This window comes from Enterobacter sp. kpr-6, assembly GCF_900116015.1.
Lineage (GTDB): Bacteria > Pseudomonadota > Gammaproteobacteria > Enterobacterales > Enterobacteriaceae > Enterobacter_D.
In genome coordinates this window covers 355,222-380,165 of the sequence record NZ_FOYH01000001.1, presented here as the reverse complement: position 1 = coordinate 380,165, position 24,944 = coordinate 355,222, and the positions used below count along the sequence as shown (strand labels likewise).

Genomic DNA, 24,944 nt, shown 5'->3' with positions numbered 1-24,944 from the left:
GAGAATGATATCTGCACGTTATTGAACGCACGCCGCTTTTGTTGGCATGAAAAATAACAAAAGCTGGCTAAGCCATGATAGCCGCCAGCTTGCGTTGCTGCCAGAGAAGATTCATTGCGGGACGTTGCATTGCTGGCATTCACACCAGCAATACAAACAACTCAAAATAACCGATACCCGTAGCCCCACAGTACCACGGTGAGCGCCAGCAACACTTCCAGTACCAGCACGCCGATAGCGAGGGTTGAACTGGAGAAGCTCAGCCCCTCTTCGCGGTTAATGCCTAAGAAACTGGGAATGCCGACGTAGAGCAGATAACCGGTATAAAACAGCGCCGCCGTGCCGATTAATGCGCACAGCCAGACCAGCGGATAAAGCGCCACAACGCCGCTTAAAAACAGTGGCGTGGCCACATAGCCCGCAAAGACCATGCAGTGGGCCAGCGACGGTCGCTGCGGATAGTTACGCGCCATCCAGTAAATCACCCGGCCCATGACCGCCACCCCGGCCAGCATCAGTGCGTAAAAGATGATGCCAAGGTATAAGCCGGTAAACATCGACAACTGAACCGCATTGCCGTCGCCAAAGTGCCAGCCGAGTTGCGTCGTTCCTATAAACGCGCAGATCACCGGGATAGCGGCCATCAGCAGAACATGGTGCGTGTAGTGATGCGAAACGGTTTCGTTTTCGCTGTTAATCACCTGCATTTCACGATCGGGATGGGAAAAGAGTCCCCAGACATGGTTCATAACGCCCCCTTGCAGTCAGCCCGAACTGGACACTTTCAGTATAATGCAAATATTGATTATTTTTTGTTCAACATCAAAACGAAACCGGGCGTGCGTTACCCCGATCGCTTTTCAGGGTGTATGCTTTATTCACGATATGAATGGATGACTGGTTTTTTGTGGATATCAACGCTCTGATAGCGCAGTACGGCTACGCGACGCTGGTGATTGGCAGTGTGGCAGAAGGTGAAACCATTACCCTGTTGGGCGGCGTGGCGGCGCATCAGGGATTACTTCGATTCTGGCTGGTGGTGGCGTCCGTGGCGCTGGGCGGCATGATTGGCGATCAGCTGTTGTACCTCGTCGGACGACGCTATGGCGGGCAGATCCTGCGCCGCTTCTCCCGTCATCAGGATAAAATTCGCCGCGCCCAGCGGTTGATCCAGCGGCGGCCCTATTTGTTTGTCATCGGCTCACGTTTTATGTACGGCTTTCGCATCATCGGCCCGCTGCTGATAGGCGCAAGCCACCTGCCGCCGAAGATCTTTTTACCGCTGAATATTTTTGGTGCGATTGTCTGGGCGCTAATTTTCACCACGCTCGGCTATGCGGGCGGCGAAGTGATTGGCCCGTGGCTGCACGACCTTAACCAGCATCTGAAGCACTGGATTTGGCTGGGGCTGGCCGTGGCGATTGCGCTGGGGCTGAGGTTCTGGTTTAAGCGGCGCGGGAAAGAGGGGAATTGAGGGACGGTCTACCCTCACCCTAACCCTCTCCCTCAGGGAGAGGGGACAGATCGAGCGCGGGCTTGCTTTTCTCCCTCTCCCTAAGGGAGAGGGCCGGGGTGAGGGTGCCCCCTGGATCCTACTGCGCCTTAACCTGCGGATTCGACAGCATAAACCCGCCATCCACAATAAACGACTGGCCGGTGGTATAGGTCGCATCTGCCGAGCAGAGCCAACCCACAAGACTGGCGATCTCCTGGGTTTTCCCTGCGCGTGTCAGCGGGATGTTCGGCATAGAGCCTTCCTGCACCTCATCTTCTTCCATATTGTTCATCGGGGTGGCAATGGCTCCCGGCGCGACGCTGTTGACCAGAATGTGGTGATCCACCAGCTCCACCGCCATGGATTTAGTCAGGCCGCCGAGGGCGTGTTTCGCCGCCGTGTAAGCGCTCGCTTCCGGCAGCGGCGTGTGCTCATGCACGGAGGTAATGTTCACGATGCGCCCGCCCTCGCCCTGCTCCACCATTTTGCGGGCGGCAATTTGCGAGCATAAAAACGCGCCATCCACATCCACGGTAAAAATCGAGCGCCAGTCTTTAAACTCCACCTCAAGAAAAGGCGCTTTGCTCATCGCGCCCGCGTTGTTCACCAGCACGTCAAGTCGCCCGAAGCGCTCAATCAGGGTGCTGATGGCCTCAGCGCCTTCGGGGAGGTGGCCGAGATCAAGCTGGATGATCTCCGCGCGACGGCCCAGCGCCTCAACCTCGCTCGCCGCTTTCTTTGCCCCCTCCTCGTCGGAGTGCCAGGTAATACCGATATCAAATCCCTGCTTCGCCAGCACGAGCGCACACTGCTTACCAATACCTGAATCTGATGCTGTCACGATGGCAACTTTGTTTGTCGAGCCCATAACTTTCTCCCTAACAGATGGCGGATAAATGCATCGAAAGGGTAAGTATAGAAAACGCACGGATTTGGCGAGGAATTAACCGGGTGTCGCGATCGGGGAGGCAAGGCTGTGAATGTTTGCCTAAACTTTCTCAGGTAGGGCCATAATTAACGTTAAAAGGACATGATATGAAAATCTTACTATGGGCAGTTTTGATTATTTTTCTGATTGGGCTGTTGGTGGTGACGGGCGTATTTAAAATGATTTTCTGATGAGTGCCCCCGCAAGGGGGCATTGCTTTATTGGGCTGCGGATTCAATGGCTGCGGCAATAGCAGACGAATGATTAAGCGTACGCACCTGCGCAAACAGATCGGTAGCTTCGACATATTCTTTTCGTAAATACCCCAACCATTGCTTGATACGCGCGACGTGATACAACCCGGTGTCGCCCTGCTTTTCCAGCAGGCTGTAACGGCGTAACAGTTGCACCACCTCCGGCCAGGGCATCCGTGGTTCGTTATATTTTACTACCCGGCTCAGGTTCGGCACATTCAGCGCGCCGCGCCCGATCATTACCGCGTCACAGCCGGTGACCGCCATGCAATCCTGCGCGCTTTGCCAGTCCCAGATCTCGCCGTTCGCCACCACCGGAATGCGCAGCCGCTGGCGAATTTCACCGATCGCCTGCCAGTTAATACGCTCGGCTTTATAGCCATCTTCTTTGGTGCGCCCGTGTACCACCAGCTCAGATGCGCCCGCCTGCTGGACGGCGTCGGCGATCTCAAACTGTCGCGCACCGCTATCCCAGCCGAGGCGCACTTTCACCGTGACGGGCAGACTGGCGGGCACCGCTTCGCGCATCGCTTTTGCGCCCTGATAAATCAGTTCGGGATCTTTCAGCAGCGTCGCGCCCCCGCCGCTGCCGTTCACCAGTTTCGACGGGCAGCCGCAGTTGAGATCCACGCCCCAGGAACCGAGTTCAACGGCGCGGGCGGCGTTTTCCGCTAGCCACTGCGGGTATTGCCCCAGAAGCTGAACGCGTACCGGCGTACCGCTCGGCGTGCGGCTCTGGTGCTGTAATTCCGGGCAGATTTTATAGAAGGATTTTACCGGCAGCAGTTGATCGACCACGCGCAAAAATTCGGTGATGCAGTGATCGTAATCATTCACGTCGGTCAGCAGCTCGCGCACCAGCGAATCAAGCACGCCTTCCATCGGAGCCAGTAATACACGCATATCAGTACCCGTCTATAAAGAGGCGCGTATGGTAGCGTCTCTGTGCCCCTGAAGAAAGCGGCTTTTCGCGGGCCGCGCGCCCCTGATTTATCGCCTTTTTGCGCCTAATCTTGTGTGAATGCATAACGTTCCTGAATGGAATATTTGGTATGCTCAGAATTCATGTTGTGATCGGTAGCACAGTTTACCGTTAAATTGTATGATGATTGCGTCTCCTCAAAGGTTGTCGCCATGAAGAAATCACTCAATGTTATCTGGCAATATCTGCGCGCCTTTGCGCTTATTTATGCCTGTCTGTATGCCGGAATTTTTATTGCCTCGCTGCTGCCTATCACCATTCCGGGCAGCATTATCGGCATGCTGATTATGTTTGTGTTACTGGCGCTGCAAATTCTTCCGGCTAAATGGGTCAACCCCGGCTGCTATGTGCTGATCCGCTATATGGCGCTGCTGTTCGTGCCAATTGGCGTGGGCGTGATGCAATATTACGACGTGCTGATTGCTCAGTTCGGCCCGGTGGTGGTCTCCTGCGCAGTCAGTACGCTGGTGGTGTTTTTAGTCGTTAGCTGGAGCTCGCATTTAGTCCACGGTGAACGCGCCGTGGTGGGTCAGAAAGGACCAAAATTATGATGGCGTCAATCTGGTGGTCTTTACCCCTCACCCTGGCGGTGTTCTTTGCCGCACGCCGGCTGGCGATGCGCTTTAAAATCCCGCTCCTGAACCCGCTGCTGGTGGCCATGGTGGTGATTATTCCTTTCCTGCTGCTGACTGGTATTCCTTATGAGCGCTATTTTCAGGGCAGCAAAATCTTAAACGATCTGTTGCAACCTGCCGTGGTGGCGCTGGCGTACCCGCTGTATGAGCAGCTACACCAGATCCGCGCGCGCTGGAAATCGATCATTACCATCTGCTTTGTGGGCAGCGTCGTGGCGATGGTGACCGGGACCTCTATAGCCCTGTTGATGGGGGCGACGCCGGAAATCGCCGCCTCCGTGCTTCCGAAATCCGTCACCACGCCGATTGCGATGGCAGTGGGCGGCAGCCTGGGCGGGATCCCGGCCATCAGCGCGATGTGCGTGATTTTCGTCGGGATTCTGGGCGCGGTGTTTGGTCATACGCTGCTGAATGTAATGCGTATTCGCACTAAAGCCTCACGCGGACTGGCAATGGGTACCGCGTCGCACGCGCTGGGCACCGCGCGCTGCGCGGAACTGGATTATCAGGAAGGGGCGTTTAGTTCACTGGCGCTGGTGATTTGCGGCATTATCACCTCGATTATTGCGCCGTTCCTGTTCCCGCTGATCCTCGCGGTAATGGGCTAAAATTTGCGATGCGTCGCGCATTTTTCATTTGAATTTCATAAGTTGCATTTACAGTGTGAATTGAATCACATATAAAGCGCCAGTCGGCCCGTAAACTACGCTTTCATCACACGATTAAGAGGCAACGCTATGCATTCACGTTTTCAGGCAGCTTTCGCCAGTCTTGCGCAGGATTTGCAGGCCGCTCTGGCACCTGTCCTTGCGGATGAGCATTTTCCCGCCATGCTTAGCGCAGACCAGGTCACCACGCTGAAACAGGCGACCGGGCTTGACGACGACGCGCTGGCTTTCGCTCTGCTTCCCGTTGCCGCCGCCTGCGCCCGTGCCGATCTCTCGCACTTCAACGTTGGCGCGATTGCACGCGGCGTCAGCGGTATCTGGTATTTTGGTGGCAACATGGAATTCCTCGGCGCGACGATGCAACAAACCGTTCACGCCGAACAAAGCGCCGTTACCCACGCCTGGCTGCGCGGTGAAAAATCCCTCGCGTCGATGACCGTCAACTACACCCCCTGCGGACACTGCCGTCAGTTTATGAATGAACTGAACAGCGGTCTTGGCCTGCGCATCAATCTGCCGGGTCGTTCCCCGCATACGCTGGGCGATTATCTGCCGGACGCCTTTGGGCCGAAGGATTTGGATATCAAAACGCTGCTGATGGATGAGGAAGATCACGGTTACGCGCTGACCGGTGATGCGCTGACCGAGGCCGCGATTGCCGCCGCCAATAAAAGTCATGCGCCGTACAGCCAGGCCCCGGCGGGTCTTGCGCTGGAGTGCCGTGACGGGCGTATTTTCGCCGGGCGCTATGCGGAAAACGCCGCGTTTAACCCGTCTTTACCTCCGCTGCAAGCCGCGCTTAATCTGCTAAGCCTGAACGGTTACGACTACCCGGACATTCAGCGCGCGATCCTCGCTGAAAAAGCAGATGCACCGCTGACGCAGTGGGATGCCACCGCCGCGACGCTCAGGGCGCTGGGCTGTCAGAGCATCGACCGCGTCCTGCTTGGCTAAATCACCCTTTCACTACAGGCGCTTATGCCTGTAGTGATGAAAATCCCCGCAATCAAACTGCCGTTTCTTGCGCAAAAGCGGCGCGTAAAGTAGCCTGAGTGAAATTTCACCCTTTGTCTGAGTTATCTGCATGTTGAAGCGTTTGTTTTACAGTCTGTCAGTCATTATCGGCTTACTGCTGTTAACGGCGCTTGGACTTGACCGCTGGATGAGCTGGAAAACCGCTCCCTTCATTTACGATGATTTGCAGGATTTACCCTACCGACAGGTTGGCGTGGTCCTCGGCACGGCGAAATACTATCGCACCGGCGTAATTAATCAGTACTACCGCTACCGGATTCAGGGCGCGCTTAATGCCTATAACAGCGGCAAGGTGAATTACCTGCTGCTGAGCGGCGACAATGCGCTGCAAAGCTACAATGAACCGGTCACCATGCGTAAAGATTTGATTGCCGCAGGCGTCGATCCGCAGGACATCGTGCTGGACTATGCGGGCTTCCGCACGCTCGATTCCATCGTGCGCACCCGCAAGGTGTTTGATACCAATGATTTCATCATCATCACGCAGCGTTTTCATTGCGAGCGCGCGCTGTTTATCGCTCAGCACAGAGGGATTCAGGCGCAGTGCTATTCTGTCCCCTCCCCGAAAAATATGCTGACCGTACGCGTGCGTGAGTTCGGCGCGCGCCTTGGCGCATTAGCCGATCTCTATATTTTTAAACGTGAACCGCGCTTCCTCGGCCCGCTGATGCCCATCACTTCCATCAATGATGTGCCGGAAGATGCGCAAGGTTATCCTGCGGTGACGCCCGAACAACTGCTGGAAATCCCGGATAAAACCAAACCCGCCGGGACGCCACGCGAATAACCTCAGGCGATGATCATATCCGCAAACTGGGTGGAATGATTCATCGCATCAATCACCGTTTCCTGTTCCAGCCCGAATGATTCCATTATCTGCGCGGCATTGTCCCAATCCTGCTGCTCGTAGAGTCTCGCCAGGTAGAGGAACTGATATAGAATCCCTTCATACTTCGCCAGCGCATTCACGACGTTATCGGTGAGGGTAATTTGTTTAAATAAGTCCTCATACGAGATGCCAAGAATGGTATCCAGCAGGGAAAAAAGACCGCAGAAAAAGGCGTCGCTCGCCAGATGATCGTGCCCCGTAGCCTTCGCAATACGCTCGCAGAACATGCCTCTGACCAGACTCATGTGATACAGCTCGTCCGTTGTCACCGTGCCTAAGTTTGTCAGGCAGGAGATAGAGACAAAGCGGCGCACTTCGTTAATTCCGAGCCAGAGCAGGGTATCTTTTAAAGTTGAGTTTTTACCACGCTCAATGCCCCGGTTGGTGAAGAGCACATTTTTGGTATAGCGCATCAGCGTGTATGAAAGGGTCAAATCACTCTTGAGGTATTTCTCAATTTTAAACAGATCCGGGTTCGGTCGGTTAACTTCCTGAATAAGCTCAAATTGCAGGACTTTACCCGGCGTGAGGCGTTTATTTTTTATTATTTCCGGCTTGCTGTAAAAATAACCCTGATAGAGATGAAAGCCGAACTTCTTATATTGCTCAAACTCTTCTGCCGTCTCGACCTTTTCCGCCAACAGTTTTACTTTGCTCAGATACTTTTTTTGCTGGCGGACATACTGGGATATTTCTTCAAAGGAATAAGCCCGGATATCAAACTTCACAATACTGATGAACGGCATAAACCGCTCCCAGCCGTTTTCCATTTTAAAGTCATCCAGCGCGAGTTTATAACCCCAGCCATGTAAGCGCCGCACGGCAGAATAAAGCTCGTCATTCGGTTCGGCGGTTTCGAGGATTTCAATAACCACTTTGTCATGCGGCAGGATATCGGCGAAACCTTCGACGATCATTTCAGGCGGGAAGTTGATGAAGCACCGGTTGTTGCCGACAAGTTTGGGTAACGAGGTCGATAAGAACAGGTCGGAGATGATCTGTTTGGTCGCGTACTCTGAAGAAACGTCGGGAAAGCGGTTAGTCATGCCGTCGCGAAAGAGCAACTCATAGGCGACCGTTGACATGTTTTTATCAAAAACAGGCTGCCTTGCAATAAATGAATACATGAGACTCCCTCCATGGCGTATACGCGTGAACTAATGCAACTATCGCGGACTGGCCATCGATAACATACATGTATCTTATACCATGATTTTGCCTGCACAGACATCCGGATATACAAAGCCGGATAACCCGTTGAACTAAAGATAAATTATTAATCAATTTAAGCAAAATCTTAACTGCTCATTTACTGCGAGAATGTTGCCTTAACAAAATATATCCAGCATTGCTTACAAGCATTAAAGGGATATTAACGGGCAAATCCAGCCATAGCCGTCAATACGGCCCTTCTTTACTTATCTTTACCCCTTCACCTCTCTGACTGCTCGCCATCGCCCGTGTGCATTTCTCCTATACTGACTAAATGCAGACAAAACCTTACAAAACTTAATTTCAGGGAGTGATTATGCCTAAATCATCGTCCTCAAGTCCGGTGCAGGAGAGCCCATTTTGGTTGAATGTCGAAGCCAGAGTAAGACAGGTGGGCCTGCTGATTATGCTGCTCATCGTGGTTGCCGCGACCGGCGGGCTGTTCTCAAAAGGCTATTTCAGCCACCACACCCGTACCGCCGCAGATGGCAAGGTGGCGCTGGAATATGAGCGTTTTGGCCGCCTGCTAAGTGATGCAGAAATAAAAATTGTTGCCCGACCTGCGGGAGATCCGGTCACCACCGTCGTGCTGGGCGGCGACTTTATGGATGATTTCGACGTTCAGACCTTACAACCTCAGCCAGACAAAATGTATACCCTACACAATACGCTGGTGCTGGTTTATCAACACGCGGGTAAACCCGAAGGTGTCACCCTCTGGCTTTCTGTGAACCCACTGAATGCGGGCACCAGTCATAGCTGGCTTTCAGTAAATGGCGGCAAGCCCCTGCCTTTCTGGCAGTTTATTTACCCTTAGGAGCACGTTATGGATATGGTTTTCAGAGCGATAGCGATCTATCTGATTCTGGTGGTGGTATTTAAAGTGGCCGGGCGTCGCACGCTATTACAAATGACCTCGTTTGATTTGATCCTGCTATTAATTATCAGCGAAGCGACACAGCAGGCGTTGCTGGGCAATGATTTTTCTGTCACCGGCGCGGCACTCACTATTGTGACCCTGGTGGTGGTGGATATTCTTTTTGGTCAGCTCAAACGGGTTGTGCCGGCAGTGGAAGCCGCCATCGACGGTACACCGGTTATCCTTGTTGAGAATGGGCGATTATTAAATGACAAACTTAAAAAAGCGGACATCAGCCGTGATGACATTATGGTTTCAGCGAGGGTGAATCATGGCATTGAGAACCTTTCAGAGATTAAATTCGCTATCCTTGAGCAGAACGGGCATATCTCGATTATTCCTGTATCATCCTGATCCCGCGATAAACGCGGAATTCACGCGTAAAGCTTAAGGTAAAACTCATCTATATGGTTCTATACTTTATGTGGGTACAAGCCGTGATCCGAGGAAAGGTAAAATCGACAGAATAGGTAAAATCGCACTGCGTCGCCGGGGCATTGGCGTAAGAGAAAAAATCATACGTTACCGTGGCCTTTCACTGATTTTTCGGCTGAATGGCGAGCAGTACGATGTCTTTGCGAATCAGGAAAAAATTGCGTCCCTGGAGACGAATAACATTAATGAAGCGATTGAACTCTACAAATCCATGGCTCTCAAGCACTGATACTTTCCATAAAAAAAGCCCACTTTTAAGTGGGCTTTTTTACATCTGAACAGGCTGTTATTTCTTACGTGCGTACTTCAGGGAGTCAAGCGCCACGGCGAAGATGATGATGCCGCCCTTGATGATGTACTGCCAGTACGGGTTCACGCCGATATAGGTCAGGCCGTAGTTGATAACGGTAAAGATGATCACACCGGTAACCACGCCGAACACCGTACCCACGCCGCCGCTGAAGGAAACGCCGCCGACCACACAGGCTGCGATAGCATCCAGTTCGTACATAAAGCCGAGGTTGTTGGTCGCAGAACCGATACGGCCTGCTTCCAGCATCCCGCCGAACGCGTAGAACACGCCGGACAGGGCATAAATCATCAGCAGGTTGAGTGCAACGTTAACACCTGAGACTTTCGCTGCTTCCGGGTTACCGCCGATAGCGAAAATGTTTTTACCGAAGCGGGTTTTATTCCACAGCACCCAAACAAACGCCACGGCAATCAGCGCGTAGAAAGTGATGTAAGAGAGACGGAACGAGCCCAGTGCAATAAAGCCCTGTGTAAAGGTGGAGAAGCCCGAATCAAAGCCAGAAATCGGTGACGCACCCACGAAGTCGTAATACAGGGAGTTAATACCGTAAACGATAATCATCGTACCGAGGGTAGTAATAAACGGCGTTACGTTGAGATACGCAATGATAATGCCGTTAATCAGACCGATAATTGCGCCAATAACACAAACGATGGCGATAACCACAAAGATTGGCATGGTTGCCATCTCCGGGAACACCTTATTCACGTTATCCATTGACTGCAAAAGCGTCGCCGCCACAACCGCCGCAAGACCGACCTGACGACCGGCTGACAGGTCAGTACCCTGAGTCACAATCAATCCCGCAACACCGAGCGCGATAATAATACGCACTGATGACTGGGTCAGAATGTTACTTAAGTTCAGCAGGCTTAAAAATGTTGGATCCTGGAAAATAATAATGGCCAGTAACACTAAAAGAACAACGTAAATACCGCCTTCTTTCAGATAAGTAAGGAAACTTTTTTTATTCAACGCACTCATGAGGAGCCCCTGATCTTAAAGGTGCAAAGACGCAAGACGCAAAATTTCGTTTTGCGTTGTCGTTTTAGTGTCAACAATTCCGGAAACGAGGCCATTGCTCATAACCAAAATACGGTCGGTGATCCCTAACAGTTCCGGCATTTCAGACGAAATGATAATGATCCCTTTGCCTTTCTTAGCCAGCTCTGCGATCAGCTGATAAATTTCAAATTTCGCCCCAACGTCAATACCGCGCGTGGGTTCGTCAAGCATCAGAATTTCAGGCTGCGTTAACAACCAGCGACCGATAATGACTTTTTGCTGGTTACCGCCAGAGAGGGAACCAATCTGCGTGCGGTGGCCCGGCGTTTTCACGCGCATGGAGTCGATCACCCACTGGGTATCGCTTTTCATGCGGGTATTATCCAGCAAGCCGACTTTGTTTTTGTAGTTCTGGATATTTGAGATTAATGAGTTAAATCCAATGTCCAGATAAGCATAAATCCCGGTTGAGCGACGCTCTTCGGTCACAAGCGCAAAACCATGATTAATCGCTTCGTTAGCGGTATGGTTATTAATGGCTTTACCGTGCAGCTTAATTGTGCCGCCTGATTTCTCACGAATACCAAATAACGTTTCAACGATATCGGTACGTTTTGCACCGACCAGACCCGCAATACCGAGGATTTCCCCTTTGCGCAGATCAAACGAGATATCGCGAATGGAAGGCTGACGCAAAGAAGTCAGGTTACGCACTTCGAGAATGGTTTCACCCGGTTCGTTTTGCTTATCCGGGAAACGCTGGTTGAGGGAGCGCCCCACCATCATGGCGATAATTTTGTCCATATCCAGCCCGTCGAGCGACTGAGTGGCAATCCACTGGCCGTCACGCAGGATGGTGATTTCATCGCAAAGCTGGAAGATTTCTTCCATTTTGTGCGAGATATAGACGATGCCGCAGCCGCGTTCTTTCAGCTTGCGGATAATTTTAAACAGATGATTGACCTCTTTTTCGGTTAACGACGAAGTCGGTTCATCCATGATGACGATTTTGGCGTCATAGGAGAACGCTTTCGCAATCTCGATCATCTGCATTTGTGAAACGGATAAAGTGCCGACGCGTGCGCGCGGATCGATATCAATTTCCAGTTCATCAAATATCGCTTTGGTATCGCGATACATTTTGTCCTGATCGACAAACATGCCTTTGGTGGGATAACGTCCCAGCCACATGTTGTCCATTACGGAACGCTGTAATACCAGGTTTAATTCCTGGTGAACCATTGAGATACCGTTTTCCAGTGCTTCTTTCGTCGAATGGAAATCGATCTCTTTCCCCTGAAATAGAATGCTGCCGGAATCTTTTGAATAGATCCCAAAAAGGCATTTTAATAATGTGGATTTACCCGCACCGTTCTCTCCCATTAATGCATGAATGGAATGAGGACGAACTTTTAAATTCACATTATCGAGGGCCTTAACGCCAGGAAATGACTTGTTGATGCCGCTCATTTCCAACAAGAATTCGCCTGACGACTGAGTATTATTGCTGACCATAATTATACCTTGTTGGCCTGGCACATCGCGTTATAAAAGGGCGCAAATGAATGCGCCCTGTGTAATCAAACTAAGTAAAACTTATTTGTTGCTGAATTCAGCGAGGTTATCTTTATCAACGCCAACGTACGGGATACGTACGATTTTGTTTTCGATTTTCCAGTTAGTCCCGTCAGCGGCACCTTTGCCGTCAGCCAGGTTTTTCGCCAGATCGAATGTCGCTTTCGCCTGGTTGTTGGCATCGTTCAGTACGGTACCGGCCAGCGCGCCAGATTTCACCAGTGCCAGCGCTTCTGGCAGTGCATCCACACCAAATACCGGCACAGAAGATTTGTTGTGCGCTTTCAGTGCTTCTACTGCACCCATTGCCATCGCATCGTTGTTGGCGATAACCACTTCGATTTTGTTAGCGTTAGGACCAGAGAGCCAGGCGTCCATCTTATCTTTCGCCATTGCGGTATCCCACATCGCGGTATCAAGCTGCAGCTGCTGGGTTTTGATGCCCTTGTCGTTCAGCTCTTTGATAACGTAAGTGGTACGTGCTTCAGCATCCGGGTGGCCCGGCTCGCCTTTCAGCAGTACGAACTGAATCTGACCGTCTTTGTTCAGATCCCAACCCTGGTTTGCTGCCCAGTGTTTGGCAATCAGATCGCCCTGGATAACGCCAGATTCTTTAGAGTCAGTACCGACGTAATAGGCTTTGTCGTAGCTGTCCAGCGCTTTGCGTGAAGGCTCTTTGTTGTAGAACACGATCGGTACGTTTTGACCGCGTGCTTTTTCGATAACGGTGCCCGCTGCGGCCGGGTCAACCAGGTTGATGGCCAGCGCTTTAACACCTTTCGCCAACAGAACGTCGATCTGGTCGTTCTGTTTTGACTGGTCGTTCTGCGAGTCGTTCATCAGCAGTTCGACGCCCTGCGCTTCTTTTGCATCCTTCTCAATTGCTTTACGCACAACAGACATGAAGTTGTCGTCGTATTTATAAATGGTCACGCCAATACGGGTATCTGCCGCATGCGCAGCCGCGCCAAAAAGCATGCTTGCCATTACAGCAGACAGAGTTAAAACCTTCTTATTCATGGTATCTCCGGTTTTTTGCAGGGTAGTTCTTGTGAATAATGATCGGCGGGGCAATAAGTTAGTGAAACGCTACTGTCGCCGAAGGTCACTCTAAAAATTCGTTCTTCCGTGTTCGGTAACGCTCCAGAATTCGCTTTATTCTTTATGTTCAGGGGCCATGAGACGGTGGTGTATGTGTGCACCGTTACATTCTGTTTCAGCCCATGAAACGCTGACATCATAGTCAGGCCGATGTTAAGATACTGTGAATTTACTCACAGATTGAAAACGGTTACATCCAACAGCGTTATAAGTTAGTGATCGGTGCCACATTTTGTCGGACAGCGACAGAATGACGGCGTACCAGCGTCGGCATAAAGCAGTGTGTGGCGCTCATATCCAGCGTTCCTGCGGCTCCCTGTAACGCCAGTTCGGTCGCCAGCCGCGCCATTGACGCGATGGGATAACGCACTGTAGTTAGCTGCGGATCGGTGTAGCGGGCAATGGGAATATCATCAAACCCAATCAGTGAAAGGTGCTGCGGCACAGCGATGCCGTTGTCTTTCAGCGCAGTCAGCGCCCCGGCTGCCATGCTGTCGTTATAGGCAAACACCGCGGTGAGTTGCAGGTTGCGCCCCAACAGTTCCACCATCGCCGCTTCGCCGCCCTGCATATCCGGCTCGCCCGTTCCCGCCCAGCTTTCCGGGGCAATAATCCCCTGCTCCGCCAGCGCGCGCTGCCAGCCGTCGCGGCGTAAGTCGTTGTCTTCAATGTGATGACTGGACGCCAGATAGCCGATGCGCTGATGGCCCTGACTTAACATCATCCGGGTCGCCATCATCGCGCCGCTGACATTGTCGAGCGCAACGCAGCGGTGGGCATAGCCCGGCACGACGCGGTTGATTAATACCATGCCAGGAATTTGTTCCATAAATCCGGCAAGCTCTTCATCGCTTAAGGCTTTTGAGTGCACAATCAACGCGTTACAGCGCTGACGGATCAGCACTTCAATGGCATAACGCTCTTTTTCCGCTTCGTGATAGCTGTTGCCGATCAACACATATTTTTGATGCTGTTGGGCCACCATATCGACCGCTTTGACCAGCGCGCCAAAGAAGGCATCAGAGACATCCATCACCACCACGCCAATGGTGTCGCTGACCTGGGTGGCCAGCGCCTGGGCATTGGCATTCGGGCGATAGCCCAGTTGCGCCACCGCTTTCATGACTGATTCACGGGTTTCAGGGCTCACCAGCGAGCTGTTGTTCAGCACGCGCGAAACCGTCGCGACGGAAACGCCCGCAAGCCGGGCCACGTCACGAATGGTGATCATACATATCTTCCTTCATCGGATTGCAGCGACTCACAGATACCCCCTGTGTTGAGCAAGAGGGGTATTCTGGCAGTCTGATGAATGAGACTACGTGAAGGACATCACATTGATGGAAACGGTTACATCCGTTTTGTTAATGATTGTGATCCAGATCGTTATCTGGATGTGTGCGGTAATGAAACACCTGCCGCACGCGCCGTCAGTTGACGCCACAGCCATTCCAGCGGTCCCTGGCGGAAATAACGCAGCCAGAAGACGGAGAAGATAATATTGACGGTCCAGATCAGCGGCACGATGCCCAGTAATTGCAGGCGGTCGAACTTCATAAACAGACCCAGATGATAGAAAAGCGTGGTGCAGATAAGCGTTTGCAGCAGGTAATTACTCAGTGCCATCCGCCCGACGCAGGCCACGGCATTCACCAGACGGAAGCGAACCAGTTGCGGCCAGAAGCCAAATATCAGTGACGCATACCCGACGGTTTGCAGCGGCGCACTCAGCTCGCGCGGTGCCTGTAAAATAAACGCACACCAGCGGTATTCCCAGCCCAGCAGCCACTGCGCAACCACGCCAGGTATGTTAATCAGAAGTCCCACCAGCACCAGCAATACGCCGGTTTTGCGGTAATGACGCAGGCTAAACTGCCCTTTCAGCCAGCCGCTGCGCATCAGCGCCGCGCCCAGCAGCATCAGCCCGGCCAGTTGCCAGCCGTATTGCGCGCCCAGCGCCAGTAGGCTATTCGACAGCATATCTGCGCGGTTGCTCACCGCTTCAAAGCCGCCGTGCGTTTTCCACCAGGCTTCATATTGCAGGCTGGAAACATCGGGGATCCACGCGCGGTTAGGCTCGCTCCCGGAGATAAACCCTAACAGCAACAGCACGGCAATCCCGGTGAGGTAAAGCATCACGCCGGTGTTAAATAAGGTTTTCAGCGACTGCGCATCGCGGATCATGCGCCAGCTCACCAGTCCGATCAGACCGTAGGCCAGCAGAATATCCCCGTCCCAGAACAGCAGGCCGTGGATAAATCCCAGCAATACAAGCAGCGTTAAGCGTGACTGGATCCAGCGTTTGCCGCGCCCGAGCAGCATTTGCAGCCCGGCACCGAATAAAATGGCAAACAGTGTGAGGAATTTCACCTGGGCGGTGACATCCAGCACCGCCCAGGTCCAGGCATCACGCAGTGTGATGCCGCCGTACCAGGCGGGATTGAGATAGGCGGCTTTGGGTAAACCAAACGCGTTTATATTCAGGAGCAGAATACCCAGAATGGCGACGCCACGAATGAAATCCAGCGTGACATTTCGTTCCATGTATTCTGCCCTGTCTTAGTTGTGGTGACGCACGGCGCGCAGGAACTCCTGGCGAGTGTTCTGGCTGGATTTAAACAATCCGCCGAGTGAGGTGGTGGTGGTGGCGCTGGTGGCGTCGCGAATGCCGCGCGCTTTCACGCAATAATGCACCGCATCAATAGATACCGCCACGTTGTTAGTGCCGAGCAGCGTTTGCAGCGCGATCAGGATCTGCTGGGTTAAGCGCTCCTGCACCTGCGGACGTTGGGCAAAAAACTGCACAATGCGGTTAATTTTAGACAGGCCAATCACCGAATCTTTCGGGATGTACGCCACGGTCGCCTTGCCGTCGATGATCACAAAGTGATGTTCGCAGGTGCTGGTCAGCGTGATGTCACGCACTGTCACCATTTCATCCACGTTCATTTTATTTTCAATGACGGTGATTTTCGGGAAGTTGGCGTAATCGAGGCCGGAGAAAATCTCATCGACATACATTTTGGCGATACGCTGCGGCGTTTCCATCAGGCTGTCATCGCTCAGATCGAGATTTAACAGTTGCATGATTTCGGTCATGTGGCCGGAAATAAGGCGCTTACGCGTTTCGTTGTCCAGATCGACTGGCGCACGCAGGGGGGTTTCCAGACCTCGGGCAACCAGTGCTTCGTGGACGAGGGCCGCTTCTTTACTGAGTGATGACATTATTTATTCTCCGCAGGTGTTGCTTTCCTTTACCGCTTCAGGGGGTAAAGTGCGCAGCCATTGTGCGTGAGGTCACGCACATAATCCAGCCTTCACAGCGATAATTACTGAAATTGCCGCTGCCTTTCATCATGACGTTTCCAGACCAGCGCCCCGCCGATAAACAGCGCCAGCCCGGCAAGGCCCAGCGCCGGTTCAAGCCGGTGGGTAAGCCAGGTCGAAAAAGCCGATGTCATCGGCCCTACCAGTTGCCCGACCGCATAGCCGGTGGTTAACAGCCCCGCCATGTAGCGGGCGTGATGCGGGGCCAGTTCGCGGCCATACAGCAATGAGAGCTGCACGGCACACAAAAAACCGCCGCCGACTAACAGCGCCCCGCTCACCAGACCTGCCATCCCCGGCAATAACCACGCGGCAATCACGCCCAGGCCCTGCAACCACAGCACGATTGCCAGCCGCTGATGGCTGTGTCCGACGTGGCGTAAGGCAATACTCAGCGCAATGCCCAGAACCGCCGCCGCGCCAAATACGGGCCACACAAACTGAGCAAAGACGCTGCCGGGAAACCGCAGCGCCGCCATTTGCGATAAAAAAGTCGCGGGCAGAATGTAGCCGAATCCGGCGAGGCTGTAGCTCCAGACCAGCCGTTTGATGTCGGCGGTTAACGCTAACGGCTGCGGTTGTTCACCGCTGCGGTGAAGCTGGCCGGGTCCAGGCAGGTAGCGGGCAATCAGCAGGATTAAGACCAGCGCCAGCACGCCATACACCTGCCATGCCGCCTGCGCCGACAGCCCTTTTGCCTGAATGCCAATCGCCAGCAGACCGCTCAGGGCGATGCCTGCCCCCGGTCCGGCGAACACCGCCGCATTAAGGGCCGGTTTCCCGGCATGGGCCAGTTGTTCATTGATCCACGCCGCCGTCAGCACCATCGCCCAGCCGCTCATCATGCCAATCACAAAACGCACGACGCCGTGGGTATACGCGTTATCAGCCAGCGCCGAGAGAAAGGTCAGCGCCACCGCGCCCACTACCCCGGCCCAGAGGCGGCGCTCAACGTGGCGGTGCGCCCGCATGGCATCCCACGCGCCAAGCAGATAGCCAAGATAGTTCAGGGCGGCGACCAGGCCTGCGCTGGTGAGAGTAAGCTGACCGTCCTGAATCATCAGCGGCACCTGCGGCGTATAGGCAAACCGCCCAATGCCCATCGCCACAATCAGCACGACAAAGCCACTTAGCGCAATTCTTAGCGCCATGCGTCATACCCACGTTAATGTAAAGTTATGTTTATGATGCAGTATGTTGCATGAATGCGGAAGTGAAAGTTACTCACAGGGGGATGAATAATCTGTATTATGAATGCTTCCCAGACAGTATGACGAGAAGAGGAACGTGGCATGGAAATGCTGGAAGAACACCGCTGTTTTGATGGCTGGCAGCAGCGCTGGCGGCACGACTCCGCCGTACTCAATTGTACGATGACCTTTAGCATCTTTTTACCGCCGGATCGGGGTACCACACCGCCGCCGGTACTCTACTGGCTCTCCGGCCTGACCTGTAATGATGAAAACTTCACCACCAAAGCCGGGGCGCAGCGCGTAGCCGCCGAGTTAGGCATTGTGCTGGTGATGCCCGACACCAGCCCGCGCGGTGACGCGGTCGCCGATGATGAAGGCTACGATCTGGGTAAAGGTGCCGGGTTCTATCTCAACGCTACGCAGCAGCCGTGGGCAGCGCATTACCGGATGTATGATTATCTGCGCGATGAATTACCGGCGCTGATTCAGTCACAATTTAATGTCAGCGATCGTGCCGCTATTAGCGGGCATTCGATGGGCGGTCACGGGGCGCTGATCATGGCGCTGAAAAATCCGGGTAAATATGTCAGCGTGTCGGCATTTGCGCCGATTGTGAATCCGACTCAGGTACCGTGGGGGCAAAAAGCCTTTACCGCCTATCTGGGGGCAGATGCGATTGAGTGGCGGGCGTGGGACAGTTGCGCGCTGATGCTGTCGGGCAAGGCGGAAGATGCGATCCCGACGTTAATCGATCAGGGCGATCGCGATCAGTTCCTGGCCGATCAACTGCAACCGGCGCGTCTTGCTGAAGCGGCTCGCCAGACCAACTGGCCGCTGACGCTGCGCGTTCAACCCGGGCACGACCACAGCTATTACTTTATTGCGACCTTTATTGAAGATCATCTGCGCTTCCATGCGCAGCATTTATTGAAGTAATTCACCCATCGCCCGGCAGCGCGTGCCTGCCGGGCAGCACGGCGTCTGTCAGAAGCGGTAATCCACCGCCATAAAGTAACGGCGTCCGTCTTCGTTGTAGCTGTAATCGTCGCGGCTGAGATCTTTGTCCATCAGGTTCAGCACCCCGGCGCGCAGCTTCACGTTTTTCGTGGCCTGCCATGCGCCGCCCGCGTTCCAGATCACGTAGCCGCCAGGCGTCGTGCCGGTCGCGCTGACGTTGCGCTTCTCGCCGCTGTAGTTACCCGACACGTAGAACGACCAGTCCTGCACCGGCTGCCAGTCAACGGTCCCGTTCGCAGTGTGGAACGGTAGTTCCTGCAATGGCGTGTTGCCGCCGTTACTCAGATCGCGACCATCGTTGTAGGTGTAGTTCAGCGTCAGTTTCCACTGGTCGTCAAACGGCACTTTCAGCTCGGTTTCCACGCCGCGAATACGCGCTTTATTGACGTTGTAATAGCGGAAGATTGGCTCACCGTCGGCATTCAGCCCGACGTAGTTCGGGTAGCCCTGCGCAACATCCACATCAGCGTTGCGGCTGATGCTGATACGATCTTCCACGTCATTCTGGAAGGTGGTGATGCTCGCCTGAACGCCTTCCAGCCAGCCCTCTTCGCCTGCGTAGTACAGACCGAATTCGTAGCTTTCGCTGGTTTCTGGTTTCAGATCCGGGCTACCGACGATTTCACACCCGCCACGGCAGGAACCGGTTGTCCAGTCCGGGCTTAACTGTAACAGCGACGGCGCTTTGAATGCCGTGGCCCAGCCGCCTTTCACGGTCAGGGTATCGGTGGCGTTGTACACGAGATACGCACGCGGGCTCCAGTGATCGCCGTAAGTTTCATGATCATCCAGGCGCACGCCGGTGGTCAGCGTCAGCGGCTCGATGATGCGCCATTCGTCTTCGATAAACAGCGCGTACTGGCTGGTGGAGGTCGAAGAACTGTCACCGCCGGTCAGATTAACCGGATCGCTGAGTTTATCGTGACGCCATTCCCCGCCGAAGGTGATGAACTGATTGATGGGTTCAACCGGCATCACAAACCGGCCATCAAGCGTGTTGCTTTCAGAGGTGATTGCGCCTGCGCTGCCCTGATTTTTGTTGTCTATTTTTTCGCCGTAGAATTTCAGCTCGCTGTTGCCCAGATCCCAGCGTCCGTTGTGGCTTAAAGAGTAGTTCTGGCGCTCAAGACGGTTTTGGTCGAGGGAATCGGAATCACGATCCTGCCTGTCGAAGCCGTAGCCCGCGCTGAAATCGTGATTTTCAAGCGGCGTCCAGGCGAATTCGACGTTGGCGTCGCGACTGGTGAAGCCTTCGATACGCGGCGTTTCACCGCTCGCCGCCGTTTGCGACGGTTCGGCTTTATCTTTTTCGCGCTTCGACACGCTGCCGAAGGCTTTCACGCCGAGCACGCCGTCAATCAGCGGGCCGCTGGTATAGAACTGACCGTTGTTGGTATCACCACGGTCGCGGTTCTCCTGGATGGTGGTGTCGGCGGTGAGGCTGCCCGACCACTTCTGGCCGATTTTTTTGGTGATGATGTTCACCACGCCGCCCAGCGCGTCGGAACCATACAGTGACGACATCGGGCCGCGCACCACTTCGATACGCTCGATGGCATCCACCGGGATCCAGTTCAGGTCAAAATCATTGTGGCGGAAAACGGCATTACGGGAGTTTACGCGCTTACCATCAATGAGGATCAGCGTGTAGCTGCTGTCGAGACCACGAATGCTGACGCCTTTACGGTTATCGCCTTCGTTGGTGAGCTGTACGCCAGGAACTTCCTGCAACACGTCTTTCAGGTTCTGAACGGGACGGCGCTGTAAATCCTGCTGCGTGATCACGCTGATGCTCGCGGGCGCATCTTTCACATTCTGCTCGGTCGCGGCAGCCGTAACGACCATCGTTTCTCCGGCACTTTCCACGGCGATAGCTGGCAGCGCCAGAGATATTGCGGACGCACAAAGGCCTCCCCGCACGATGGGATTTAACCTAAACATTCCGTTTCTCCATGAGATAAAAGACAACAAAGCAAACTGGTATTACTCACATTGCGAGGGTTTCGCCCGGCTGCATTGGCAGAGCGTAATCTTTTAATGCAGGTGTCGTGACCCGGCGCGGTTGCGTCCTTGTCCGTCATCCTTTTTGATTTCGCGAGTAACGATAATGCAAACAATAACGATTATCAATTGAATTGTTAAAAGTTATGTCAAGATGGAATAGTAGGGAGAAATAAAAAAGCCCTCTGATTTCAGAGGGCTTTTGTGTGCAGACCGGGTAAAGCGCTTATTGTTTGAAGCGTTCAGGGAATTCCATTTCGCTGTATTTCACGAATTTTGAACCACGGCTAACTTTATAACCAAACCAGATCAGCAGGAACAGCGGGATGCCGATATAGGTCGCCGCTACGCCGCCCCAGTCGATGGTATCGGAAAGAAACGCTTCGTAGTTCTGACCCAGCGTGATGACCAGACACAACACAAACGCGAAGATCGGCCCCAGCGGGAAGAAACCTGAGCGGTACGGCAGATTATTAATATCGTGACCCTGGGCTACATAACCGCGACGGAAACGGTAGTGACTGATCGCAATACCCAGCCAGGCGATAAAGCCTGTCATGCCGGAGGTATTCAAAAGCCACAGGTAAACGGTCTGGTTGCCAAACATCGACGTCAAAAAGCACAGGCCCGCAATCACCGTGGTGGCATACAGCGCATTACGCGGTACACCGCCTTTCGACAGCTTGCTGAAAATGCGCGGCGCTTTGCCGTCACAGGCCAGGGTGTAAAGCATACGTGTGGAGGCATACATGCCGGAGTTACCCGCCGACAGCACCGCCGTCAGGATCACGGCGTTCATCACCGCCGCCGCTGAGAGCAGGCCAGCATGCTGGAAGACCAGCGTGAACGGGCTGACGCTAATGTCCTTCACGTCGTTACGCAGAAGGCTCGGATCGGTGTACGGAATAATCAGGCTGATGATCAGGATCGCAAACACATAGAACAGCAGGATTCGCCAGAACACCTGACGCACCGCGCGCGGAATGTTCTTTTCCGGATCTTCGGATTCACCGGCGGCAATACCGATAAGTTCAGTGCCCTGGAAGGAGAAGCCGACGATCATCGCCACGCCAATCATCGCCGCAAAACCACCAGCGAACGGCGCTTCACCGATTTCCCAGTTGCTCCAGCCTGCCGGTTGCTCACCCTGGAAAATCCCCAGGATCATCATCAGACCGACAATAATAAAGATGATCACCGTCGCCACTTTGATTAACGAGAACCAGTACTCCGCCTCACCAAAGCCTTTTACTGAGATCCAGTTCAGCAGGAAGATGACGCACAGGAACACCGCACTCCAGATCCAGCCAGGCGTATCCGGGAACCACCAGTTCATCACCAGTTGCGCCGCCACCAGGTCAACCGCGATGGTCACCGCCCAGTTGTACCAGTAGTTCCAGCCGAGCGCGAAACCGAAGCCTTCCTCAACGTATTTCTGCCCGTAGGTGGCAAAAGAGCCGGAAACCGGCATATACGCGGCCAGCTCGCCGAGGCTGGTCATCAGGAAATAGACCATCAGACCGATAAGAATATATGAGAACAGCGCCCCGCCAGGGCCTGCCTGTGAAATTGTCGCTCCGGAAGCAACAAAAAGCCCGGTGCCGATAGAGCCGCCGATGGCGATCATTGTCAGGTGACGCGCCTTGAGTTCACGACGTAGCGTGGGCGCTTGTGTGGTTTTAGTTTCGGAAACCATATGAAAATGCTGTCCATCCAAAAAATGAGGCCGGATTGTAGCAGACGAAGCGCCCTCCTTCCGGTAGAAATGACCGGTTATAAGAGACCTTCATGATTGCTTGCGGATTATAAGTAAAGCAGGTGAAGAACGCTTTTGCGATAACGCAACGTTATCGCTCCCGCGTAAAACGGCGGGAGCGGCACAACCGTTACAGTTCGCAGTAGCGCAGAAAACGGGTTAACGCGCTGGAGAGGTGTTTTTGCCGGTGATGGATGCGCCACAGGGTACGCACCAGACGGGGCAGCGGAACGGGCACTTCCACCAGCGTCCCGGCGGCGAGCTGTTCGGCAATCACCCGCCGCGACAAACAGCTAATGCCCAGGCCATGGCGCACCGCGTGTTTGATGGCTTCCGAATTTCCCAGCTCCATGCCGAGGTGAAACTGCGGCAGATGGGAGAGCAGCAGGTAATCCACCAGCTCGCGCGTACCGGAACCGCGCTCACGCAAAATCCACGGCGCAGCGGCGAGTTGCTCAAGCGTGACCTCTGTTTGCACCAGCGGCGAGGCCGGAGAAGCGAAGACAACCAGCTCATCTTCCAGCCAGGGTTCGGCGATGATCTCCGCGGTGTGGCATGGCCCTTCAATCAGGCCGATATCGACGCGAAAATCCAGCACGGCATTGACCACGTCCTGACTGTTACCGACGCTCATCTCCAGCGGCAGCGTCGGGAAATCGTGGCGGTAGCGGGCAATCACTTCCGGCAGGATATAGTTGCCAATGGTGCTACTGGCACTGACGCGGATCGCTCCATTGTCTTCGCGAAAAAGCTGCTCGATTTCGTTGGCTTGCTCCAGCAACGCCTGCGCACGCGGGTAGAGCAAACGCCCGTGCTCATTCACCACCAGTCGTTTGCCCACCCGGTCAAACAACTGCACGCCCAGTTGACCTTCCAGATCGGTCAGTGCCGCACTGACCGCCGATTGCGACAGCGACAGCTTTTGCGAGGCCTGAGTGGTGGATCCGCTCTTATTCACTTCTGTAAAAACCGTCAGTTGCCGTAACGTGATATGCATCGTTTTCACCGCGCCAGGTAAGCCTACTTACCACTTATATAGATTAATTATAAATATATAATCAATTTTATTTTTAAGCCAGAGCGCCGTACCCTTTCCTCATCAGAAAGGAGAACATCATGGCTGAAATGACATTACCCCATCATCGCGCATTACCGCGTTACTTACCGGGCCTCGCCCTGAGCGTTCTGGTTGCTGGAGCCGCGCTGTGGCTTGGCAACATTCCGGCTGTTTCCGGAGCCGGATTCAGCGCCCTGACGCTGGCGATTCTGGCGGGCATGGTGATCGGTAACACCGGCTATTCCTCAATTGCGCCCCGCTGTGAACCCGGCGTGCTCTTTGCCAAACAGCATTTATTACGTCTGGGGATCATATTGTACGGTTTTCGTCTGACGTTTGCCCAAATCGCTGACGTGGGCATCAGCGGCCTGGCGATTGATGTATTAACCCTGTGCAGTACCTTTGCGCTGGCCTGTTTTCTCGGGCAAAAAATTTTTGGCCTCGATAAACAGACAAGCTGGCTGATTGGTGCGGGGAGCAGCATTTGCGGTGCGGCCGCGGTGCTGGCGACGGAACCGGTGGTGAAAGCGGAAGCAGGAAAAGTGACCGTGGCGGTCGCCACGGTGGTGATTTTTGGCACCCTGGCGATCTTTCTCTATCCGGCACTGTATCCGTGGCTCGCCACGCTTTTCAGTCCGGAAACGTACGGCATCTATATGGGATCGACAATGCACGAAGTGGCGCAGGTGGTGGCCGCAGGTCATGCCATCAGCCCGGAAGCAGAGAACGCAGCGGTGATCGCCAAAATGCTGCGCGTGATGATGCTGGCCCCGTTCCTGCTGCTGCTGGCGATGCGCGTTAAACAGACGGGCCATGCCCGCACCGAAAAAAGCAAAATCACCATTCCCTGGTTCGCCCTGCTGTTTATTCTGGTGGCGGGTTTCAACTCGCTCGCCCTGCTACCGGAAGCGGTGGTCAACCTGCTGATCACGCTGGATACCGTCCTGCTGGCGATGGCCATGGCCGCCCTTGGTCTCACCACCCACATCAGCGCCCTGAAAAGCGCAGGCATCAAACCGCTGCTGATGGGGCTTCTGCTGTTCGTCTGGCTGGTGGTGGGCGGCGGCGCGATTAATCTGCTGGTGCATCAGGTGATCGCATAATCGGGCAGGTAAAAATATTGTTAAACCGCTATCATACTGCCTTT

Annotated in this window: 25 protein-coding genes; 11 read left to right on the top strand and 14 right to left on the bottom strand. The window is 53.9% G+C overall.

The genetic code is table 11. The annotated features are described in order from the left end of the window. Window positions 1-161: 161 nt before the first annotated feature. Window positions 162-749 carry a Yip1 family protein gene (locus tag BM373_RS01765; protein WP_090458751.1) on the bottom strand — a complete coding sequence of 196 codons (588 nt, stop codon included), beginning with the start codon at window positions 747-749 and terminating at the stop codon, window positions 162-164. Window positions 750-907: 158 nt separating this feature from the next. Between BM373_RS01765 and BM373_RS01760 the strand changes: the two genes are divergently transcribed. After that, on the top strand, window positions 908-1,474 hold the full coding sequence (locus BM373_RS01760; RefSeq protein WP_090459952.1) for a DedA family protein: 567 nt from the start codon (window positions 908-910) through the stop codon (window positions 1,472-1,474). A gap of 118 nt (window positions 1,475-1,592) precedes the next feature. Here BM373_RS01760 and BM373_RS01755 read toward each other — a convergent pair whose 3' ends face one another. Beyond that, window positions 1,593-2,363 (bottom strand): SDR family oxidoreductase, encoded by a 771-nt coding sequence (locus BM373_RS01755; protein ID WP_090458749.1) that lies wholly within the window; start codon window positions 2,361-2,363, stop codon window positions 1,593-1,595. Between the two features lie 167 nt (window positions 2,364-2,530). On the opposite strand from BM373_RS01755, the gene yohP reads away from it, so the two are divergent. Further along, a complete protein-coding gene (gene yohP / locus BM373_RS01750) occupies window positions 2,531-2,614 on the top strand; it encodes a small membrane protein YohP (protein ID WP_071785213.1) in 84 nt (27 codons plus the stop codon). Window positions 2,615-2,641: 27 nt separating this feature from the next. On the opposite strand, the gene dusC is transcribed toward yohP, so the two are convergent. Then, window positions 2,642-3,580: a tRNA dihydrouridine(16) synthase DusC gene (gene dusC / locus BM373_RS01745; RefSeq protein ID WP_090458747.1), complete on the bottom strand. Its 939-nt coding sequence runs from the start codon at window positions 3,578-3,580 to the stop codon at window positions 2,642-2,644. Between the two features lie 231 nt (window positions 3,581-3,811). Here dusC and BM373_RS01740 point away from each other — a divergent pair, with 231 nt between their 5' ends. The 4 genes from BM373_RS01740 (at window position 3,812) to sanA (ending at window position 6,784) form a co-directional block, all read left to right on the top strand. Further along, complete coding sequence (locus BM373_RS01740; protein ID WP_090458745.1) at window positions 3,812-4,210, top strand: CidA/LrgA family protein; 399 nt, start codon at window positions 3,812-3,814, stop codon at window positions 4,208-4,210. Then, window positions 4,207-4,902, top strand: coding sequence for a CidB/LrgB family autolysis modulator (locus BM373_RS01735; protein WP_090458742.1), 696 nt, complete (start codon window positions 4,207-4,209; stop codon window positions 4,900-4,902). The genes BM373_RS01740 and BM373_RS01735 overlap by 4 nt, the downstream gene beginning before the upstream one ends. Before the next feature lie 129 nt (window positions 4,903-5,031). Further along, the gene (gene cdd / locus BM373_RS01730; protein ID WP_090458740.1) at window positions 5,032-5,916 is read left to right on the top strand and encodes a cytidine deaminase; all 885 of its coding nucleotides are present in this window, start codon (window positions 5,032-5,034) and stop codon (window positions 5,914-5,916) included. A 130-nt stretch (window positions 5,917-6,046) separates the two neighbouring features. Beyond that, window positions 6,047-6,784 (top strand): outer membrane permeability protein SanA, encoded by a 738-nt coding sequence (sanA, locus tag BM373_RS01725; protein ID WP_090458738.1) that lies wholly within the window; start codon window positions 6,047-6,049, stop codon window positions 6,782-6,784. A gap of 2 nt (window positions 6,785-6,786) precedes the next feature. Here sanA and BM373_RS01720 read toward each other — a convergent pair whose 3' ends face one another. Then, window positions 6,787-8,013: an EAL and HDOD domain-containing protein gene (locus tag BM373_RS01720; protein WP_090458735.1), complete on the bottom strand. Its 1,227-nt coding sequence runs from the start codon at window positions 8,011-8,013 to the stop codon at window positions 6,787-6,789. 401 nt (window positions 8,014-8,414) lie between these two features. Between BM373_RS01720 and BM373_RS01715 the strand changes: the two genes are divergently transcribed. From BM373_RS01715 to BM373_RS01705, 3 genes are all read left to right on the top strand, one after another. After that, window positions 8,415-8,915 carry a hypothetical protein gene (locus BM373_RS01715; RefSeq protein WP_143102609.1) on the top strand — a complete coding sequence of 167 codons (501 nt, stop codon included), beginning with the start codon at window positions 8,415-8,417 and terminating at the stop codon, window positions 8,913-8,915. A 9-nt stretch (window positions 8,916-8,924) separates the two neighbouring features. Next, on the top strand, window positions 8,925-9,371 hold the full coding sequence (locus BM373_RS01710; RefSeq protein WP_090458731.1) for a DUF421 domain-containing protein: 447 nt from the start codon (window positions 8,925-8,927) through the stop codon (window positions 9,369-9,371). A gap of 70 nt (window positions 9,372-9,441) precedes the next feature. Beyond that, window positions 9,442-9,681: a hypothetical protein gene (locus tag BM373_RS01705; RefSeq protein WP_256214531.1), complete on the top strand. Its 240-nt coding sequence runs from the start codon at window positions 9,442-9,444 to the stop codon at window positions 9,679-9,681. Window positions 9,682-9,738: 57 nt separating this feature from the next. Here the strand turns inward: BM373_RS01705 and mglC are convergent, their stop codons facing one another. From mglC to BM373_RS01670, 7 genes are all read right to left on the bottom strand, one after another. Continuing rightward, a complete protein-coding gene (gene mglC / locus BM373_RS01700; protein ID WP_090458728.1) occupies window positions 9,739-10,749 on the bottom strand; it encodes a galactose/methyl galactoside ABC transporter permease MglC in 1,011 nt (336 codons plus the stop codon). Between the two features lie 15 nt (window positions 10,750-10,764). Then, window positions 10,765-12,285 carry a galactose/methyl galactoside ABC transporter ATP-binding protein MglA gene (mglA, locus tag BM373_RS01695; RefSeq protein ID WP_090458726.1) on the bottom strand — a complete coding sequence of 507 codons (1,521 nt, stop codon included), beginning with the start codon at window positions 12,283-12,285 and terminating at the stop codon, window positions 10,765-10,767. 81 nt (window positions 12,286-12,366) lie between these two features. Beyond that, window positions 12,367-13,365 (bottom strand): galactose/glucose ABC transporter substrate-binding protein MglB, encoded by a 999-nt coding sequence (gene mglB / locus BM373_RS01690; RefSeq protein WP_090458724.1) that lies wholly within the window; start codon window positions 13,363-13,365, stop codon window positions 12,367-12,369. Between the two features lie 286 nt (window positions 13,366-13,651). Beyond that, window positions 13,652-14,677, bottom strand: coding sequence for an HTH-type transcriptional regulator GalS (gene galS, locus BM373_RS01685; protein WP_090458721.1), 1,026 nt, complete (start codon window positions 14,675-14,677; stop codon window positions 13,652-13,654). A 155-nt stretch (window positions 14,678-14,832) separates the two neighbouring features. Further along, window positions 14,833-15,990, bottom strand: coding sequence for a DUF418 domain-containing protein YeiB (yeiB, locus tag BM373_RS01680; RefSeq protein ID WP_090458719.1), 1,158 nt, complete (start codon window positions 15,988-15,990; stop codon window positions 14,833-14,835). Between the two features lie 15 nt (window positions 15,991-16,005). Beyond that, the gene (folE, locus tag BM373_RS01675) at window positions 16,006-16,671 is read right to left on the bottom strand and encodes a GTP cyclohydrolase I FolE (protein WP_090458717.1); all 666 of its coding nucleotides are present in this window, start codon (window positions 16,669-16,671) and stop codon (window positions 16,006-16,008) included. Between the two features lie 104 nt (window positions 16,672-16,775). Continuing rightward, window positions 16,776-17,924, bottom strand: a complete 1,149-nt coding sequence (locus tag BM373_RS01670) for a YbfB/YjiJ family MFS transporter (protein ID WP_090458715.1) — start codon at window positions 17,922-17,924, stop codon at window positions 16,776-16,778. 141 nt (window positions 17,925-18,065) lie between these two features. Between BM373_RS01670 and fghA the strand changes: the two genes are divergently transcribed. Next, entirely contained in the window at window positions 18,066-18,902 is an 837-nt protein-coding gene (gene fghA, locus BM373_RS01665; RefSeq protein WP_090458713.1) for an S-formylglutathione hydrolase, read from the top strand. Window positions 18,903-18,950: 48 nt separating this feature from the next. On the opposite strand, the gene cirA is transcribed toward fghA, so the two are convergent. The 3 genes from cirA to yieE form a co-directional block, all read right to left on the bottom strand. Continuing rightward, window positions 18,951-20,924 carry a catecholate siderophore receptor CirA gene (gene cirA, locus BM373_RS01660; protein WP_090458710.1) on the bottom strand — a complete coding sequence of 658 codons (1,974 nt, stop codon included), beginning with the start codon at window positions 20,922-20,924 and terminating at the stop codon, window positions 18,951-18,953. Window positions 20,925-21,210: 286 nt separating this feature from the next. Continuing rightward, window positions 21,211-22,680: an amino acid permease gene (locus BM373_RS01655; RefSeq protein ID WP_090458708.1), complete on the bottom strand. Its 1,470-nt coding sequence runs from the start codon at window positions 22,678-22,680 to the stop codon at window positions 21,211-21,213. Window positions 22,681-22,870: 190 nt separating this feature from the next. Further along, the gene (yieE, locus tag BM373_RS01650; protein ID WP_090458705.1) at window positions 22,871-23,737 is read right to left on the bottom strand and encodes a DNA-binding transcriptional regulator YeiE; all 867 of its coding nucleotides are present in this window, start codon (window positions 23,735-23,737) and stop codon (window positions 22,871-22,873) included. Between the two features lie 119 nt (window positions 23,738-23,856). Between yieE and BM373_RS01645 the strand changes: the two genes are divergently transcribed. Next, window positions 23,857-24,900 (top strand): YeiH family putative sulfate export transporter, encoded by a 1,044-nt coding sequence (locus BM373_RS01645; RefSeq protein ID WP_090458702.1) that lies wholly within the window; start codon window positions 23,857-23,859, stop codon window positions 24,898-24,900. Window positions 24,901-24,944: the final 44 nt, after the last annotated feature.

Bases quoted from the DNA above. Each gene is read 5' to 3' on its own strand.
- BM373_RS01765 (WP_090458751.1), bottom strand. From the start codon at position 749: ATGAACCATGTCTGGGGACTCTTTTCCCATCCCGATCGTGAAATGCAG.
- BM373_RS01755 (WP_090458749.1), bottom strand. From the start codon at position 2,363: ATGGGCTCGACAAACAAAGTTGCCATCGTGACAGCATCAGATTCAGGT.
- yohP (WP_071785213.1), top strand. From the start codon at position 2,531: ATGAAAATCTTACTATGGGCAGTTTTGATTATTTTTCTGATTGGGCTG.
- dusC (WP_090458747.1), bottom strand. From the start codon at position 3,580: ATGCGTGTATTACTGGCTCCGATGGAAGGCGTGCTTGATTCGCTGGTG.
- BM373_RS01740 (WP_090458745.1), top strand. From the start codon at position 3,812: ATGAAGAAATCACTCAATGTTATCTGGCAATATCTGCGCGCCTTTGCG.
- BM373_RS01735 (WP_090458742.1), top strand. From the start codon at position 4,207: ATGATGGCGTCAATCTGGTGGTCTTTACCCCTCACCCTGGCGGTGTTC.
- cdd (WP_090458740.1), top strand. From the start codon at position 5,032: ATGCATTCACGTTTTCAGGCAGCTTTCGCCAGTCTTGCGCAGGATTTG.
- sanA (WP_090458738.1), top strand. From the start codon at position 6,047: ATGTTGAAGCGTTTGTTTTACAGTCTGTCAGTCATTATCGGCTTACTG.
- BM373_RS01720 (WP_090458735.1), bottom strand. From the start codon at position 8,013: ATGTATTCATTTATTGCAAGGCAGCCTGTTTTTGATAAAAACATGTCA.
- BM373_RS01715 (WP_143102609.1), top strand. From the start codon at position 8,415: ATGCCTAAATCATCGTCCTCAAGTCCGGTGCAGGAGAGCCCATTTTGG.
- BM373_RS01710 (WP_090458731.1), top strand. From the start codon at position 8,925: ATGGATATGGTTTTCAGAGCGATAGCGATCTATCTGATTCTGGTGGTG.
- mglC (WP_090458728.1), bottom strand. From the start codon at position 10,749: ATGAGTGCGTTGAATAAAAAAAGTTTCCTTACTTATCTGAAAGAAGGC.
- mglA (WP_090458726.1), bottom strand. From the start codon at position 12,285: ATGGTCAGCAATAATACTCAGTCGTCAGGCGAATTCTTGTTGGAAATG.
- mglB (WP_090458724.1), bottom strand. From the start codon at position 13,365: ATGAATAAGAAGGTTTTAACTCTGTCTGCTGTAATGGCAAGCATGCTT.
- galS (WP_090458721.1), bottom strand. From the start codon at position 14,677: ATGATCACCATTCGTGACGTGGCCCGGCTTGCGGGCGTTTCCGTCGCG.
- yeiB (WP_090458719.1), bottom strand. From the start codon at position 15,990: ATGGAACGAAATGTCACGCTGGATTTCATTCGTGGCGTCGCCATTCTG.
- folE (WP_090458717.1), bottom strand. From the start codon at position 16,671: ATGTCATCACTCAGTAAAGAAGCGGCCCTCGTCCACGAAGCACTGGTT.
- BM373_RS01670 (WP_090458715.1), bottom strand. From the start codon at position 17,924: ATGGCGCTAAGAATTGCGCTAAGTGGCTTTGTCGTGCTGATTGTGGCG.
- fghA (WP_090458713.1), top strand. From the start codon at position 18,066: ATGGAAATGCTGGAAGAACACCGCTGTTTTGATGGCTGGCAGCAGCGC.
- cirA (WP_090458710.1), bottom strand. From the start codon at position 20,924: ATGTTTAGGTTAAATCCCATCGTGCGGGGAGGCCTTTGTGCGTCCGCA.
- BM373_RS01655 (WP_090458708.1), bottom strand. From the start codon at position 22,680: ATGGTTTCCGAAACTAAAACCACACAAGCGCCCACGCTACGTCGTGAA.
- yieE (WP_090458705.1), bottom strand. From the start codon at position 23,737: ATGCATATCACGTTACGGCAACTGACGGTTTTTACAGAAGTGAATAAG.
- BM373_RS01645 (WP_090458702.1), top strand. From the start codon at position 23,857: ATGGCTGAAATGACATTACCCCATCATCGCGCATTACCGCGTTACTTA.